Below are 16,330 nucleotides of genomic sequence, written 5' to 3'. Positions count from 1 at the left end.
CGTGAAACGCGATCGGCAAAGGGATCGGCCGCAAGGCCGGTTCATATGCCAGTAGGTCGATGCGGGCTTGGGGTCGCCCAGCCCGCATCCTTGTTTTCTCAGAGAACCTGACCGAGGAATTCGCGCAGGCGTGCATCCTGCGGATTGTCGAAGAATTCGGCAGGCGGGGCGCTTTCGACGATGCGGCCGTGGTCGGTGAAGCACACGCGATGGGACACCTCCCTGGCGAACTTCATCTCGTGGGTGACGAGCATGCAGGTCAGCCCCTCCTCGACGAGTTCGCGGATGGTGAAGAGAACCTCCTTCACCGTCTCGGGGTCGAGTGCGGCTGTGACTTCATCGAACAGGATGATGTCGGGCTGCATCGCAAGCGCTCTGGCAATCGCCACACGTTGCTGCTGTCCGCCGGAGAGCTGGCCCGGATAGCTGTCGGCCTTTTCCGAAAGGCGCACCTTCTTCAGAAGCTTGCGGGCACGCTCCTCAACTTCGCGCTTGTCATGACCCAGTACCTGGATCGGCGCCATCATGATGTTTTCAAGTGCCGTACGATGCGGGAAGAGGTTATACTGCTGGAACACCATTGCAACCTGATGACGCAGCGGGCGCATGGCCTTCTCGCTGGTCAATTCATGGACGCGATGATCACCCACACGGATCGAGCCGCTGTCGATCGGCATCAGGCCATTGATGCAGCGCAGGATGGTGGATTTTCCGGAACCCGACGGGCCGATGATGCAGACGGCCTCGCCCTTGCCGACGGTGAGCGAGATACCCTTGAGCACCTCGAATATGCCGAAGGATTTGCGGATGTCGTCGATCTCGATCAAAGCATTGGAACGGTTCATAGATTGTCTCCTTTGACGGCACGCTCCAGACGCCGCGCGAAAACCGCGATGGGGTAGCAGTAAGCGAAGAAGAGGAAGAGGATGGTGATGTAGAAGTAGACGATGGCGCGTTCGCTCTCCATTGCGAGCGAGGTATTGAGGATCGTCAGCACGTCCTGAATACCCGTGACCGTGGCGAGCGCGGTTGCGATCATCAGCAGTGCATAGAGGTTCATCCAGCCGGGGATCATTCGGCGGAAGGCCTGGGGCAGGATGACGTAGCGATAAATCTGCGTCGTCGTGTAGCCGAGCGAACGGGCTGCTTCCCACTGTCCGCTATGGATGGATTGGACCGCGCCACGGATGACTTCCGAGAGATTGGCGCCGGTCGGCAGGGCCAGACCGATCACAGCTTTCACGAAAGGCGGAAACGGAACGCTCAATCCGAAGACATGGACTTCGAACGGGATGATGTAAAGCATCGCGAACAAAAGCACGAGCCAGGGCGAGTTGCGCAGGAAGTTCATCAGCGCAAGAGACGGAATTCTGACGAATGCCGATCTGGAAAGCGTTGCAAGCGCCAGAACGATGCCGAGCGCGGTTGCGACGGCCATCGATGCTATCGAAAGCATGATATTCAGCGCGAAGCCACCCGTAATCGGCCAGCCGGAACCGGAGCCGGTCAGGATGAGCGGCAGGCGAATGGCCACACGCTGCCATTGTTCCGAGCCGCCGGCCATCGCATCCACCAGGATGCCGGTGATGACGGCGAGCGCGATGAGCAGAAGGACGCCGCGTTTCTTGTTTTCGTAAGTGCGTACCGAATCCATGATCAGCGCCCCGTTCCATAACCGGGGAAAGCCATCCAACGCTCCAGCCGCGCCATCGCAAACGTGATGACCGAAACCAGCGCCACATAGATGACGAGGATCAGCAGCATCACTTCGAGCGTGCGCAGGTTGTCGTTGTAGATCTGTCCCGCGTAGTACATCAGCTCCGGCACGGTGATGACCGATGCCTGGGATGTGGTTTTGAAAAGATTGGTCAGGATATTGGTCAGCGCTGGCAGGCAGATGCGCGTCGCGATCGGCGCTTCGACCCGCCAGAATCTCGACCATCGGCTATAACCAAGCGAACGCGCGGCCTCGATGATTGCCCGCGGCATGGTTTCGATGCCGGAACGGAAAGCTTCGATCGCCAGCGCGCCGCCGAACAAGCTGAGCGAGATGGCTGCGCAGGCAAAGGCGCTGAGCAGCGGCACGGACAGACCGGTTGCCGGATCGGTTACCTTCAGCCCGAGGGTCGAAAGCGTGAAATAGGCGAACAGCATCTGCAGAAGCGGCGGCGTATTGCGGAAGAACTCGACGAAAAGTTCGACGATTGCTTCGAGCCAGAAGATCCTCAGCGTCAGCGCAAGCGCGCCCAGCATTCCGATAATAACCGCGGCAACAGAAGAGATTGCCGCAAGTTCGATTGTGTTGGTGACACCTACCAGCAGCCACTGCTGGTAGGTCGCATCACCGAGCCAGGAGAAATCAAGACCGAGCAATGTTTATCTCGATATGACTTAGTTGGCGGACGCCGCGGCCTTGGCACGCTGCGCGATGTAATCGGAAGCCGGCATGCCGAACTTCTTTTCCCATTCGATCAGCTTGCCTTCGCCTTCGGCCTTGTGGATCGCCTTGTCGACGGCTTCGCGGAATGCGGTCTCGCCCTTGCGAAGGCCACCGGCCATCGGCGCGAATTCATAAGGAGCAACGGCGATCTTGTAGCTCGACCAGTCCGGCTCGCGCAGCTTCATCTGCAGCGTCATGTCGTCGAAGACCATGCCGATGCAACGGTTATCCTTGAGCGCGCGATAGGCTTCAGGCTGGCTCTTGAAGTTGACGAGTTCGATGCCGAATTCCTCGGTCATCTTCTTGTTGAAGTAGGAACCCTGGATGCCGCAGACCTGGCGACCCTTGAGTTCTTCCCACTTGCTGATCTTCGCAGCACCGGCCATCAGCACCGACGGGCCGCCTGCGGATACGTATTGGGTGGTGAAGTCGATGACCTTTTCGCGTTCCGCCGTGATGCCGAGCGTCGCGAAAATGGCGTCGATACGGCCGGCGGTCAGGAATTCGATACGGTTGGCGGCAACGACGGGAACGAGTTCGATCTTGTCCTCCGAACCAAGAAGCTCCTTGGCGACATATTTGGCCAGCTCGATTTCGAAGCCGACAGTCTCACCCTTGTCGTTGAGATAGCCATAAGGTGCATAGTCGTTCTTGACGCCGACGATGAGCTTGTCACGGGCCTTGATGTCGGCAAGCGTGTCGGCCATGGCCGTGCTGGCAGACAGCGCGGCGACGATCGCAAGCACGGACATAACGGTATTCTTGATCATGCTAGTTCCCCATTTTCCTGAAGCGGACTTCCTGCCCGCTATGACGACTGGCGCAGGCTTATTCATAGCCGCAATGATCAGGCCGCCCATTAAATAGTCATTTTCAGGAGCGACTTAATAATCATCGTTGAATACGCAAAATTCTCATTATACAAGATAACAATCGTCAATTTGTCATAATGTGGAAATTTATGCCTCAAGTAAAACAATCTACATCTGGCGGTGCCCAACTTTTGGACCGTGCAGTTATCCTGCTCGACCTTGTCGCCAATGGCGGCGTGAACGGCGTTACATTGAAGGATCTGACAGCAAATTCAGGTCTCAACACAGCAACCTGTCATCGAATTCTCAACACGCTCGTCGGCCATAAGCTATTGGCAAGAGACGATAAAAAGCGCAGCTACCGGTTGGGTGCCCGCATGGCGATCTATGGCGCGCGTGCCGCCCGCGGCCCCGGCATCATCAGCAGTTACGACGCCGCCCTGACGCGCATTCGCCGCAAAACCGGGGATACGATCCACCTGATGGTGAGGCTTAATCACGACTCCGTCTGTCTCGACCGGCGCGACGGTGAATGCGTTGTGCCGACCCTCACCGGGTCGATTGGGGGAGCCGTCGCGCTGGGCGTAGGTCCCGGCTCCATCGCCATGCTTGCCTATCTCGATGAGGACGAGCAGGAATTCATCATCCGGGCCAATGCAGAGCGCTATGCCTCCTATCGCGACCTCAACCCGGACAAGGTCCGCAAGCTCATCGCCAGCACGCGCGAAAGAGGATACGCAATTGATGTCGGCGAGCTCATTCCTGGAATTGCCGGGGTTTCCGTGCCTATTTTCACGGACGGCACGAAAGCCAGTGCATCCCTCGGATTCACGTTGCTATGTGCAAAGCTCACCCCCGGCTCCCTGCATCAATACGCTCTCATGCTGAAGGAAGAGATCGCGATGATTTCCGACAGTTAGAAATGAGCTGAGCTTGGCCTACATTCCCATACCGTAATTTTCGCAGGCAACATCATATCGACGGCCCACACACTACCGAAAGTGGGCTGCAAAACACCTGGTCCTGAAAGCCACTGGTGCTGCGAACTACACGCGCATTTCAGCGAAGTACGAAATGTCGATCGCCGACCGGCTGCAGCGTTGCCTCCTCAGGCGGCAGGTTGGCGCTGACATCGAAGGTGATCGGCTTGCGGTTACGCTCGATTCTCGGATCGGGCACGGGAATCGCCGATAGGAGCGCCTGAGTATAGGCATGCTGCGGGTTTTCGAAGATTGCCTCGCATGGACCGATTTCGACAATCCGGCCCCGCAGCATGACAGCGACGCGATGGCAGAGATAGCGGATCATCGAGAGGTCATGGGCGATGAACAGATAGGTCAAGCCCAGTTCGTCCTGCAGATCCTGAAACAGGTTGACGATCTGCGCCTGGATCGAGACGTCGAGCGCGGTGATCGGCTCGTCGGCAACAATGAAGGCCGGATCGAGCGCAATACCGCGAGCGATGCAGACCCGCTGGCGCTGGCCGCCGGAAAATTCATGCGGGTAGCGCGTCATAAAGGACGGATCGAGGCCCACCTTGCGGAAGAGTGCCGCAACCCTGTCATTGCGCTCCGACTTGTTGGTCGCAACACCGTGCACGATCAGCGGTTCGGAGACGAATTCGCCAACCGTCATGCGGGGATTGAGCGACGAATAGGGATCCTGGAAGATGATCTGCATGTCGCGCCGATGCGGCTTCAACAGCGACTTCGACAGGCCCGTGAGATTTTGCCCCTTGAAGATGATATCGCCGCTGGTCGGCTCCTCAAGCTGCAGCAAAACGCGGCCCGTCGTGCTTTTGCCTGAACCGGATTCTCCGACCAGGCCAAGTGTCTCGCCCGGGAAGATTTCGAAGCTGACATCATTGACGGCTTTCAGTGCCGGCGCGCTTGCGCCAAGCAGGCTGCGTCCGCCGCCGAATGTCTTGCAGAGACGGTTGGCGATCACGAGAGGCTTTTGCGGCGGCGTCATGGTCCGGTCAACGCTCATACCTTTGCCTCCTGCTTTTTCAATTCTTCGCGCAGATCATACCAGACCGCAGCCTTGTGGCCCGGCACGCTGCCTTCCACCTGTTGCAGCGGCGGCGTTTCGCGAAGACAACGCTCCGTCGCAAACGTGTTGCGCGGCGCGAAGGGATCCCCGATCGGCTCGTTGATCAGGTTCGGAGGATTTCCGGGGATCTGGTAAAGACGCGTCGTTCCGCGCTTGCCACCATGCGGCAGCGACTTCAGCAGACCCCAGGTATAGGCGCTGCGAGGATCCTCAAACACGGTATCCACCGGTCCGCGCTCCATGATGCGCCCGCCATACATGACCTGGATCGTATCTGCGAGCCCCGCAACCACGCCCATGTCATGGGTGATCCAGATTACCGTCGTGCCGATCTTCTTCTTCAAATCGCGAACCAGATCGAGGATCTGCGCCTGCACCGTCACGTCCAGCGCCGTCGTCGCCTCATCGGCAATCAGAAGCTTCGGATTGCAGGAAATGCCGATCGCGATCATCACACGCTGGCGCATGCCGCCGGAGAATTCGTGCGGGTACTGGCCGATACGCTCACGGGCATTGGGAATGCCGACAAGTTCCAGCAGTTCGACGACACGCTCGCGCGCCTGGCTCTTCGACAGGTTGAAATGCCGCCGCAACGGTTCGGCGATCTGGCGTTCAACCGTCAGCACCGGGTTGAGCGAGGTCATTGGGTCCTGGAAGACGAAGCCGATTTCCTTGCCGCGAAGGTCGAACAGCTCGCGCTGGGACAATTTCAGCAGATCCCGGCCCTTGAAATAGACTTCGCCGCTGACGATGCGTCCCGGCGGGCGAGCGATCAGCCCGACCATGGAGAGTGCATGGACGCTCTTGCCGGAGCCGGATTCGCCGACGATGCCGAGCGTTTCGCCCTCCTCTATCGTGTAGGAGACATCGTTGACCGCATGCACGGTACCGGCTGGCGTATCGAAGACGACGGTGAGATTGCGGATATCGAGAAGCGGTGCCATGGCGTCAGAGCTCCGAGAGACTGTTGAAGGACTCGCACAAGATTTTGGAACTCATCGTGCGGTCCTCAGCTTCGGGTCGAAATAGTCACGCAGCCAGTCACCGAGCAGGTTCACGCTCAGGACGGTCAGCAGGATGGCAAGGCCCGGGAAAGTGACGATCCACCAGGCGGTGGTGATATAGACACGACCATCGGCAAGCATCCGTCCCCAGCTCGGGCTTGGAGGCTGGACGCCAAGCCCGAGGAAGGACAGGGCCGCATCCATGATGATGATGCGCGCAAGCTCCAGCGTCGCGATGACCAGAACCGGCGTCATCACGTTCGGCAGAAGATGCTTGATCATGATCCGCCATGTCCCGGCGCCGATCGCATGGGCGGACAGGATGAATTCACGTTCGCGTAGTGCCAGAACCTGGCCACGGATGATGCGCGCGTAACGCAGCCAGCTGGTAAGCGCCAGAACGATGACAAGGTTCTGCGTCGAGGCGCCCACCGCGGCCACGACCAGCAGTGCCAGCAACATCAGCGGCAGCGCCAGCTGGATATCGACGACACGCATCAGGATACGATCGACGATGCCGCGGTAATAACCGGCAACAATGCCGAGCAGGGTTCCGACTGCGCCGCCGAGGATGACGGCACCTGCCGCGATCAGAAGCGTTGTGCGGCTGCCATAGAGGATGCGCGAGAGAATATCGCGGCCAAGTTCATCCGTGCCGAGCGGGTGAGCACCCGGCGAAAAGAGGCCGGTCCATGTCGGTGCGACCATGCGCGAGGTAAGGCTGGAGCGAATAGGTGATGCCAGCCCCAGATATGGTGCGAGAATGGCTCCTGCGACGAAGAGCATGACCAGCACGAAGCCGAACAATCCGGCACGGCTTCTCAAAAGGGCGGAGAGGAAAGACTTCATGACCGCACTCAGCCTCGACGAATACGGGGATCGAGCACGCCGTAAAGCAGATCGACCAAAAGGTTGACGAAAACGAAGATGGCGGCGACGAGCGTGACCCCGGCCTGGATGACGGGGAAATCCTGCGCCTGAATGCCCTGAACGATGACGCGACCGACGCCCGGCCATGCAAACACCGTCTCGATTACCACCGAACCGCCCAGCAATTCGCCGGCGATGATCCCGATCATCGTGACGACCGGGATCAGCGCGTTACGGGCGATATGCCAGAAAAAAACGGTGCGCGGCATCAGCCCCTTGGCACGTGCCGTGCGAACATAGTCTTCCCGCATGATGTCCAGAAGCGAGGAACGCAGGAGACGCGCGATCGAAGCGGACACGAAAACCGAAAGCGTCAGGCCGGGCAGGATGTAGTGCAGCCAGGTTCCTGACCCGCCGGTGGGAAGCAGCCCGAGCTCGACCGAAAACAGCAGGATCAGCATGATGCCGAGCCAGAAGGTCGGGGTCGCCTGGCCGAGCAATGCAGCGACCATGACGATCAGTTCCGCCACGGTGCCGCGCATCAGTGCCGCGATGGCACCGGCCGCAACACCGATCAACGTGCCGAAAAGCAGCGCCAGGCCAGCAAGCGATGCAGTCGCCGGCATCCGCTCGAGGACGACATCGAGTGCAGGCCGCGTGTGCTGGAAGGAAATGCCGAAATCACCCTTCAGCATGGAAAGGAGCGATTGGAAATATTGCTCGAGCAGCGGCCGGTCGAGGCCGAGAGCCGCGCGGAGATTGTCGATCTCCTGCTGGCCTGCACCGACGGGCACGAGCAGCACCGCCGGATCACCCAGAATACGGCTGACGAAAAACACGATCGTCACGACGCCCCAAATCGCAATGAAAGCCTCGATCAGCTTGGTCATCAGATAACGCGTCATATCCGACCTCCAGCCTGCGCGACGCCTAAGATTGTTCCGGCCTGTCTGTTATCAATCATCGTCATGCGCTTCCAGAAAATCACGAGACCGGAGAGTTAAGCTACCCATGAAAGAAGATCATTCTCATTTTCGAATTGTCTGCCATAAAGCGCGTTGACGACGACGAGCCCTGCCTTATGCAAGGGCACGGCAACGCCACGTTCGTCCGCAAGCGCTATGACCGGCACGATGCCGAACGGAACGTCCTCGGTCACGAAGCGCGTATCGGTGGTCACCGGGCCGGGTGGCCCCTTGCGCTTTTCGTGAACCGCAGCAGCCATTTCCGCAAGCGTTCGGCCGGGCTCGAAGCCAAATGTCAGATGATAGTGCTCGTGCACCGTGCGCACAGTGACGCCATAGGCTTCAGCGACCGCCAGCCTTTCGGCATCGAGCGCCTCGATCATACGCGCGACGGAAGGGGTAATGCCGTCGTAATTGGCCCAGTATTCAGCCTTCTCGATGCGGGTGAAGTTGCAGAGCGCGCTGGCGAGATGGATCGGCGGATTGAGATTGCTGAGCGCGATCGCCGTGATATCGGCCACCTCGGTAAAGCGATCGCCGAACAGATCCCTGCATATGTCGATAGCCGAACCATCTCCGCCGGCAGGCAGAACCGCAGCCTCAAGCCTGGATCGGATGCCGCCGATGGAAATGCTCTTCGGCCCGGACCGACGTGACATCAGCGCCGTTGTTGCCCAGGCCACGACATTCGCAGAAACGCCACGGATCTGCAATTGCTGCCAGAGATAGGTCGCGCTCAGAGAAAGCTGGGCACTGACGATTAATGTCTGCCCGCTCCTGGCAAAGGGAACGACGGCATCGATAACCGCCTTGTGCCCGTAACCCGGCACGGCAATGATCACCACCTCGGCGTGTTCGACAAGCACTTGAGGATCACAGGCGAAGGCCGGGCAAAACCGCGTTTCCAGAACTCCGCTTACGTCCAGTTCCGCGCCACGCAGATCCGCAGCACTTTTGCCTGAGGGCGACCACAGGATAGTATCATGCCCCTCTTCGGTCAGCATTGCTGCGTAACCGAGGGCAATGCCGCCACATCCGACGATACCAATGCGCATGCCTGTTCCCCTTTTTTATCGGCATCTGCTTGTTAGCATCGGTGCACCGGGGCTCGCCCGACGCACCGGCGCGCCTCAGATGTCCAGACCGTAGATTTCGCGTGCCGCCTTTTCCGAAATGCGGCCTTCGCGCAGATCCTTGCGAACCAGTTCCCGGTCGCGTTGCTTGGGATCACCGTAACCGCCGCCCGAAGACGCAACCATGGCGACCGTCTGGCCGGCGCCGACGATACCGGCACGACGTTTCAGCGGGGCAACGCCTTCGCCGAGTTCGACATTGGTCGTGCGACCGTTTTGTCCGCCGAACAGACCCCATGGCGGGATGACCGCGTTGGTGCCACCAGCGGAAATCGTTGCCGTATGGTCGAGGATCTTCACCTTGCGGCGCATCGTCATGCCGCCACGGAATTTGCCCGGACCGCCGGAATCCTCGACGAGTTCATAACGCTCGACCATGACCGGATGCTCGTATTCGAGCGCCTCGATCGGAATGTTGGCCGTATTGGTCGTATGGACCTGCACGCCATCAAGTCCATCCATATTGGCGCGTGCGCCCATCGAGCCGCCGCACATCTCGTTATAGACGTAGAAACGGCCGGTGCGCGGATGCATGCCGCTGAAGGTGAGAAGTCCGCCGCCGGTGCAGGCCGCGCAAACCTCTTCCGGAATAGCCTGGGAGAGTGTTGCAAAGATCAGATCGACGAGGCGCTGACCCGGATCGGTACGGCTATAGACGGCAGCCGGTGCGACGGCGTTGAACAGCGTACCTTCCGGTGCTGTCACATGGATCGCCCGGTGGAAACCGGAATTGGCCGGAATATCCGGATCGACCAAGGCCTTGACGGCAAAATAGACCGTCGCCAGCGTTGCCGTCATCACCATGTTGATCGGCGCACGCACCTGTTCGGGGTTGCCGGCGAGATCGAAGAAGATCTCGTCACCCTTCACCTCGATCTTCACCTTGAGGTCCATGACCTCTTCGACAAGGTTGCTGTCGAAGCGGCAGCTATGCTCGTAGACGCCATCGGGAATACGGGCAATGCCGGCGCGGGTCTTGCGGTCGGCATAATTCAGCACCTCGAGGCCGGCAGCCGCAACGATCTGCTTGCCATACTTTTCGCAAAGCGCCTGATAGCGCTGTACGCCAAGGCGATTGGCCGCCATCTGGGCACGGAAATCGTTGATGCGTTCGCGCGGCACCTGGCAGTTAAGCAGGATCAGATCCATGATGTCCTGCTGCAGCACGCCCTTGCGGTAAAGCCGGATCGGTGGAATGCGCAGGCCTTCCTGGAAGATATGCGCGTGGCCGCGATCGACGAAATCCGAATGGTGGGCAAGGTTCGTTACCCAGGCGACGAGTTCGCCTTCGAAGAACACCGGCTCGAGGAAGACGATGTCATTCAGGTGGGTGCCGCCACCGGTATGCGCGTCGTTGCCGACAAAGACATCACCCGGCTCGACGGTCGACAGATCGCAATGCTTCAAGACATATTCGCCGATGCCGAGCAGCGAGCCGAGATGGACGGGGATGCGCTCCGCCTGTGCAAGCGTACGGCCCTCGGCATCGAAGATCACCGTGGAGCAGTCCTGGCGCTCCTTGATGTTGGTCGAATAGGCAGCACGGACGATAGCTTTGCCCATTTCCTCGACGATGGTCGACAGCGCGCTACCGATCACTTCGGTCGTGACGGGATCGACCGCAGGCAGTTTCGTCTCAAGTGAAACAGTCTGGTTCATGGCGTTACTCGATGATCAGGTTGAGCTGGCTGTCGACGGTGGCCGACTGGCTGGGAAGAATGAGCGTGGTGGAATCCATCTGTTCGACAACCGCTGGGCCGGCAACCACATGGCCGGGGCCGAGCAGCGTGCGGTCATAAAGCGGGCAAGGCGTGAAGCCGCCGAGTTCCGGCAGGTAGACAGTGCGCTCACCGATGATGGCAGCCTTAACTTCGGTGGTCGCCGCCGGATAGGAACTCACTTCCGCTTTCGGCACGTTACCGATCGCCTCGATACGCAGGGTGATGATCTGTATCGGCTCTTCGGCCGCGACATAACCATAGAGCTGCATGTGGGCACGCTCGAAGCCGTCTTTCATAGCTTCCAGTAGCTCTTCACCCGTCAGCCCTTCGGGGCGATCGATCGTCAGCTCATAGCCCTGGCCGCCGTAACGCATATCCATCGCAAGCGAGAGACGACGATCCTTGGCGGGGATTTTCTCCTGATCGAACCACTCGTCGGCGCGCTCGCGCAACTGGGCGAAGCTTTCGTCGATCGCCGGCAGCGATGCAGAAGCAAGCGGTGCCATGCGGGTAAGCGAAATGTTGGTCCGCAGATCGGCCTGCAGCAGGCCAAGGGCGCACATGATGCCCGGATGTTTCGGGATCATCAGGCGTGGAATATCCAATTCCTTGGCAAGGCGTGCCGCATGGATCGGGCCGGCTCCGCCGAAGGCAAGCATGGTGTAGTCGCGAGGGTCGTAACCGCGCTCGACGGAAATGACGCGGATCGCCTTCGCCATATTGGCGGTGACAACGCGAATAATGCCCTGCGCCGCATCCATGACGTCAATGCCGAGATCAGCGGCGAGGCGTGCGACAGAGCGCTTGGAAGCCTCAGCATCGATCTTCATGCGCCCGTTGAGGAGATGGGTCTGGTTCAGGACGCCAAGGACTATATTGGCATCCGTCACCGTCGGCTCCTCGTTTCCGAGGCCATAGCAAACCGGGCCCGGATTGGCGCCGGCACTGCGGGGACCAACCTTCAGCAGACCGTTATCGACATAGGCGATAGAGCCGCCGCCGGCTCCGACCGTGTGAATATCGAGCATCGGCACCTTCAGCGGATAGCCGTGCACGACGATATCGTTGGCCATCTGCGGCTTGCCGCTGTCGATCAACGAAACGTCGCTCGACGTGCCACCCATATCGAAGGTGATGAGATTGTTGCTGCCGGTCGCCTTGCCGATTTCCAGCGCTGCCGTCACGCCGGCTGCAGGGCCGGACAGCACCGTGCGGACCGGCTGCTTCTTGGCGGTGTCGCAGGAAATGACACCGCCATTGCTCTGTGTCAGATGCGGTTCGGCATGCACGCCCGCCGCCTCCAGACGCGGCGTCAGCCGATCGAGATAACTGCGCATGATCGGGCCGAGATAGGCGTTGACCACCGTCGTCGAAACCCGCTCGTATTCCCGGAATTCCGGCGCGATTTCGTGCGATACGCTGATGAATGCGTCCGGAATTTCCTCTTCGACAATCTCGCGGATACGCTTCTCGTGGCCCGGCTCGACAAAGGAGAACAGCGTGCAGATGGCGATCGCCTTGATGCCGGCTTCCTTCAACTCGCGAACCGCCTGGCGTACGTCGTCCTCATGAAGCGGAACGGCGATCGTGCCGTCATAAAGCACGCGCTCACGCACTTCCTTGCGCATGTCGCGGGTGGCAAGCAGCGGCGGCTTTACCGTCTGCAACGAATAGAGCTCGGGGCGCTTCTGTCGGCCGATCTCCAGCACATCGCGAAAACCATCGGTGGTGATGAGACCGGAGGCTGCACCGCGCCCCTGGATCAGCGCGTTGGTGCCGACCGTAGTGCCGTGACCGAAATAGGCAACAGCATCCGGGCTTGCGCCGCCTTCGGGAAGCGACTGCAGCCCCTGAACGATACCGTTGGCGATGCCTTCGGATGGATCGGCGGGAGTGGAAGAAACCTTCCAGACGAACATTTCCTGCTTCGTCTCGTCAAAAATGCAGACGTCGGTGAAGGTGCCGCCGGAGTCGACGCCGATGCGGTAACGGGAAACTGCGCTCTGTGCCACGATAATCTGAACCACCGTTGGAATTGAAATTCTCAACAAGATTGGCGCCAATTTTGGGTGGTGTCAACGCAGCAAATCGCTGATAGGATAAAAACTACAAGCCGACCCACCGCAGGAGGACGGCAGCACAGGCAGGAAACAGCGTATGGAAACCACGATTGATACGGGCGGCGAGAAAGACCCGCGGCCACTGATCGAGCAGATTGAAACCGATATCTACAGCGGCAAGCTCGCTCCCGGCATGTGGCTGAAACAGATCGATCTCGAGGAACGCTATCAATGTACGCGGCTTACGCTGCGCCACGCCCTCGAACAACTGCAATCACGCAAGATCGTCCAGCGGCTACCCAATCGCGGTTATTACGTTCCTTCGGTCGATCAGGCCCATGCCAACAATGTTCGAGGCGCCCGTGCTCTTGTCGAAAAATCCATCGCAGATGAGCTGATCTCCAACATTAGCGGGGAATCCCTCGCCCGCCTGTCCTATCTCGCGAGCGAGTTTTCCGAGACATTGAAAACCGGCACCCTTGCAGATCAGGACGAAGCCAATCTCGCCTTCCATCGGGAGTTGCTTACATCCTGCAAGAACCCCGTCATGGTCGAAATCATCTGGGATCTGCGGCGCCGAGTGCCACTCGCCGCACAGCGCGCCAGCAACACCCCGGCGGAGCTGGAACGCTCTGCCCGTGAACATTTCGAGATGATCGAGTGCCTGCGAACCCGCGATGCCGAGCGGCTGCGCCTCGTCACCGAAAAGCATGTCGGGGCAAGGCCCATCCAGAATTGATTTCTAGCGCCTGCTCGAACTAAGAAAAAATTTGGTTTGAAATTGGCGCCATTTCATGTTCTCATTTTTGCAATAATTCTGAGGCGGTAAAAATCGCCTCGCAAAAAATGGGAACAGATCTGGATGCCGACGATAAAGCTCAATGGGGCGACGTTCGTTTATGATGATATCGGCGACAAGGATGCCGAGGTTATCTTCGCTCTCCATGGGGGCCGGGGCATCGGCGACCGCAAGGGGGAGTTCAATGCCTATAAGGCGCTTTCCGACGATTATCGGCTGATTGCCTATGACCAGCGCGGATGCGGCGAAACGAGCCTGACGCCACCCTATAATTTCGAACAGTTCGCCGACGATCTGGAAGCCTTTCGCCAGCATTTCTGTGGCGACAGGAAGATGATTTTGCAGGGCGGCTCATTCGGCGGCATGATTGCGCTCACCTATGCGGTGCGCCATCCACATGGCCTATCCCGGCTCATCCTCAGAGGCACCGCTCCGAGCCACCACAACGAAGATGACGCCTTCGTCACCTTCAAGGAACGGCTGCACAAGGCACCGAGCGCTTCAGTCTCCATGCTGGAAAAGCTGTTTTCCGACAAGGTGAAGGACGACATGGAGCTGCGGTTGATCTGGCTCGCGCTCCAGCCGCTCTATTACGAGGAATTCGATCCCGACGCGGCACTTGAACGCACCCGAACCATGCATCTGCATGCCGAAACCCATAACGCGTTGTTTGCCGAGCGTATCTATGACGTGCGCGACCGGTTGAAGGACATCGACGTGCCGACGCTGGTAATTTGCGGCGCCAAGGACTGGATCTGCCCGCCGAACCATTCGCGCTACATCGCCGAGCACATTCCCAAGGCCGATCTTCTGGAAGTCCCGAACGCTAATCACGCCGTTCACGTGGAAGCCAATGCCACGGTCGTTTCCGCCATCCGCGAATTCCTGGCGCGCACCGCGCCCTGAACTTCATCCCGCTCACCCGAAAAAGGACGTCCGAAATGCGCTTTACCAAGATTGACCTTGCCCTTTATGGCGCAACGTTTCTTTCCATTGCCGGGCTTTCCGCACCGGCTTTTGCGCAGGCAACCGATACGGTGACGATCGCGCTGCGCGTTTCGGTCAATACGCTGGATCCGCATATGAGCGCATCGGTCGGCTCCGACCTCAGCGTCATCAGCCATATCTATCCCGCCCTGATCATGCGAGGTCCAGACTACAAGCTGAAGGGCGATGCGGCAAAAAGCTGGACCATGGTCGACGCGAATACCTGGCGCTTCGAACTGGTTGACGGAGCGCATTTTGCCAACGGCGAAAAGATCGATGCGGCGACGGTGAAATGGAATATCGACCGCGTTCTCGACAAGAGCGTCGGCGCTCGTATCGCCGGCTGGTTCAGCCTCGTCTCAAGCGCAAACGTGATCAGCCCGACGACGGTCGAGATCAAGACGTCTTCGCCCTATCCGGCGCTTGCCGACCAGCTGTCGATGTTCTTCCTGTTGCCGCCGGAATGGGCCAAGACCCACAAGCCGGCGACGGAAACCATGTCCGGCGGCCCGTATATGATCAAGGAAAACGTTCCGGGCGATCACATCACTCTGGTACAGAATCCCGAATACTGGGGTCCGAAGCCGGACTTCAAGTCCGTCAACTTCCGCGTCATCCCGGAATCGGCTGCCCGTACTGCGGCACTCGAAGCCGGTGAAATCGACCTGATCACCGGCCTTCCGACCACGGAGATCAAACGCATCAACGAAGGTGGCCGCGCCACTGCCGATGCGATCGATTCCATCCGCACCATGCTCGGCAAGTTCAACCATCAGAAGAAGCCGTTCGAAAACCTGAAATTCCGTCAGGCGATCAATTACGCGATCGACAAGGAAGGGATTGTTGCGTCGATCTTCGATGGCAAGGCAACGGTTTCGGACTGCCAGCTTTTGACCCCGGCCTATTTCGGTTACAACCCGGACCTGAAGGCTTATCCCTATGATCCGGAAAAGGCTGCGGAACTCCTGAAAGAGTCCGGTGTCGATCTCAGCCAGCAGATAGAGATCGAAATTCCGACGGCAACCTATCTCCAGGGCGAAGAAGTCACCCAGGTTATCGCCTCGCAGCTCCAGGAAGTAGGCCTCAACGTCAAGATCACCGAGATCGAGTTTGGTGCATTCATGAACAAGCAGATCAAGGAGCGCAATTTGGCTCAGATCGCAGTTCAAGGACTTGCTTGGCCGACGATCGATGCCGACGGCATGCTGACCATGTTCGCGCCTGGCAATGTCTACGACTATTGGAACAATGCGGATTTCGGCAAGCTGCTTGACGCGGGCCGCGCATCGACCGTTCCGGATGAGCGCAAGAAGATCTACGCCGATGCCACCAAGCTGATGTGTGATCAGGCGGGCGCTCTCTTCCTCTATGCACAGCCGGCTACCTATGGCCTTTCCAAGAAAATCACCTGGCAGGCCCGTGGTGATGACTGGGTCCGCGCCTTCGACATGAAGCCGGTCAATTAAAAATCGCTCTTTAGCCCAAGA

At 59.1% G+C, this 16,330-nt stretch carries 15 protein-coding genes; 4 read left to right on the top strand and 11 right to left on the bottom strand.

Features of this window, described 5'->3' with window-relative positions:
* Positions 1–98: 98 nt before the first annotated feature.
* Genes JNB91_RS17095 through JNB91_RS17080 form a run of 4 tightly spaced genes read right to left on the bottom strand, consistent with a single transcriptional unit; the run spans position 99 to position 3,210 of the window.
* Positions 99–845 carry an amino acid ABC transporter ATP-binding protein gene (locus JNB91_RS17095; RefSeq protein ID WP_275957788.1) on the bottom strand — a complete coding sequence of 249 codons (747 nt, stop codon included), beginning with the start codon at positions 843–845 and terminating at the stop codon, positions 99–101.
* Positions 842–1,654: an amino acid ABC transporter permease gene (locus tag JNB91_RS17090; protein ID WP_220326716.1), complete on the bottom strand. Its 813-nt coding sequence runs from the start codon at positions 1,652–1,654 to the stop codon at positions 842–844. Before JNB91_RS17090 ends, JNB91_RS17095 begins: the two co-directional genes overlap by 4 nt.
* A gap of 2 nt (positions 1,655–1,656) precedes the next feature.
* Positions 1,657–2,373: an amino acid ABC transporter permease gene (locus JNB91_RS17085; RefSeq protein ID WP_220326715.1), complete on the bottom strand. Its 717-nt coding sequence runs from the start codon at positions 2,371–2,373 to the stop codon at positions 1,657–1,659.
* An 18-nt stretch (positions 2,374–2,391) separates the two neighbouring features.
* Entirely contained in the window at positions 2,392–3,210 is an 819-nt protein-coding gene (locus JNB91_RS17080) for a transporter substrate-binding domain-containing protein (protein ID WP_220326714.1), read from the bottom strand.
* A 179-nt stretch (positions 3,211–3,389) separates the two neighbouring features.
* Here JNB91_RS17080 and JNB91_RS17075 point away from each other — a divergent pair, with 179 nt between their 5' ends.
* A complete protein-coding gene (locus tag JNB91_RS17075) occupies positions 3,390–4,172 on the top strand; it encodes an IclR family transcriptional regulator (protein ID WP_223218227.1) in 783 nt (260 codons plus the stop codon).
* A 139-nt stretch (positions 4,173–4,311) separates the two neighbouring features.
* Here JNB91_RS17075 and JNB91_RS17070 read toward each other — a convergent pair whose 3' ends face one another.
* The 7 genes from JNB91_RS17070 to JNB91_RS17040 all read right to left on the bottom strand — a co-directional run bounded on the left by JNB91_RS17070 (position 4,312) and on the right by JNB91_RS17040 (position 13,009).
* The gene (locus JNB91_RS17070) at positions 4,312–5,241 is read right to left on the bottom strand and encodes an ABC transporter ATP-binding protein (protein WP_223218226.1); all 930 of its coding nucleotides are present in this window, start codon (positions 5,239–5,241) and stop codon (positions 4,312–4,314) included.
* Positions 5,238–6,248: an ABC transporter ATP-binding protein gene (locus JNB91_RS17065; RefSeq protein WP_220326713.1), complete on the bottom strand. Its 1,011-nt coding sequence runs from the start codon at positions 6,246–6,248 to the stop codon at positions 5,238–5,240. Before JNB91_RS17065 ends, JNB91_RS17070 begins: the two co-directional genes overlap by 4 nt.
* A gap of 51 nt (positions 6,249–6,299) precedes the next feature.
* The gene (locus JNB91_RS17060) at positions 6,300–7,157 is read right to left on the bottom strand and encodes an ABC transporter permease (protein WP_220326712.1); all 858 of its coding nucleotides are present in this window, start codon (positions 7,155–7,157) and stop codon (positions 6,300–6,302) included.
* A gap of 8 nt (positions 7,158–7,165) precedes the next feature.
* On the bottom strand, positions 7,166–8,083 hold the full coding sequence (locus JNB91_RS17055; RefSeq protein ID WP_220326711.1) for an ABC transporter permease: 918 nt from the start codon (positions 8,081–8,083) through the stop codon (positions 7,166–7,168).
* A 95-nt stretch (positions 8,084–8,178) separates the two neighbouring features.
* The gene (locus tag JNB91_RS17050) at positions 8,179–9,198 is read right to left on the bottom strand and encodes an NAD/NADP octopine/nopaline dehydrogenase family protein (protein WP_220326710.1); all 1,020 of its coding nucleotides are present in this window, start codon (positions 9,196–9,198) and stop codon (positions 8,179–8,181) included.
* 75 nt (positions 9,199–9,273) lie between these two features.
* Positions 9,274–10,935: a hydantoinase B/oxoprolinase family protein gene (locus JNB91_RS17045; RefSeq protein WP_220326709.1), complete on the bottom strand. Its 1,662-nt coding sequence runs from the start codon at positions 10,933–10,935 to the stop codon at positions 9,274–9,276.
* Positions 10,936–10,939: 4 nt separating this feature from the next.
* Positions 10,940–13,009, bottom strand: a complete 2,070-nt coding sequence (locus JNB91_RS17040) for a hydantoinase/oxoprolinase family protein (protein ID WP_346269355.1) — start codon at positions 13,007–13,009, stop codon at positions 10,940–10,942.
* Positions 13,010–13,154: 145 nt separating this feature from the next.
* Here JNB91_RS17040 and JNB91_RS17035 point away from each other — a divergent pair, with 145 nt between their 5' ends.
* From JNB91_RS17035 to JNB91_RS17025, 3 genes are all read left to right on the top strand, one after another.
* Positions 13,155–13,796, top strand: coding sequence for a GntR family transcriptional regulator (locus JNB91_RS17035; protein ID WP_220326708.1), 642 nt, complete (start codon positions 13,155–13,157; stop codon positions 13,794–13,796).
* Between the two features lie 123 nt (positions 13,797–13,919).
* A complete protein-coding gene (locus JNB91_RS17030) occupies positions 13,920–14,762 on the top strand; it encodes an alpha/beta fold hydrolase (protein WP_220326707.1) in 843 nt (280 codons plus the stop codon).
* A 35-nt stretch (positions 14,763–14,797) separates the two neighbouring features.
* Positions 14,798–16,309, top strand: a complete 1,512-nt coding sequence (locus JNB91_RS17025) for an ABC transporter substrate-binding protein (RefSeq protein ID WP_220326706.1) — start codon at positions 14,798–14,800, stop codon at positions 16,307–16,309.
* The last annotated feature ends 21 nt before the right edge of the window (positions 16,310–16,330 follow it).

This window comes from Aliirhizobium wenxiniae, assembly GCF_019511445.1.
GTDB lineage: Bacteria > Pseudomonadota > Alphaproteobacteria > Rhizobiales > Rhizobiaceae > Neorhizobium > Neorhizobium wenxiniae_A.
Note: the sequence above shows the minus strand (reverse complement) of the source record. Positions and strands in the feature narration are given on the sequence as shown.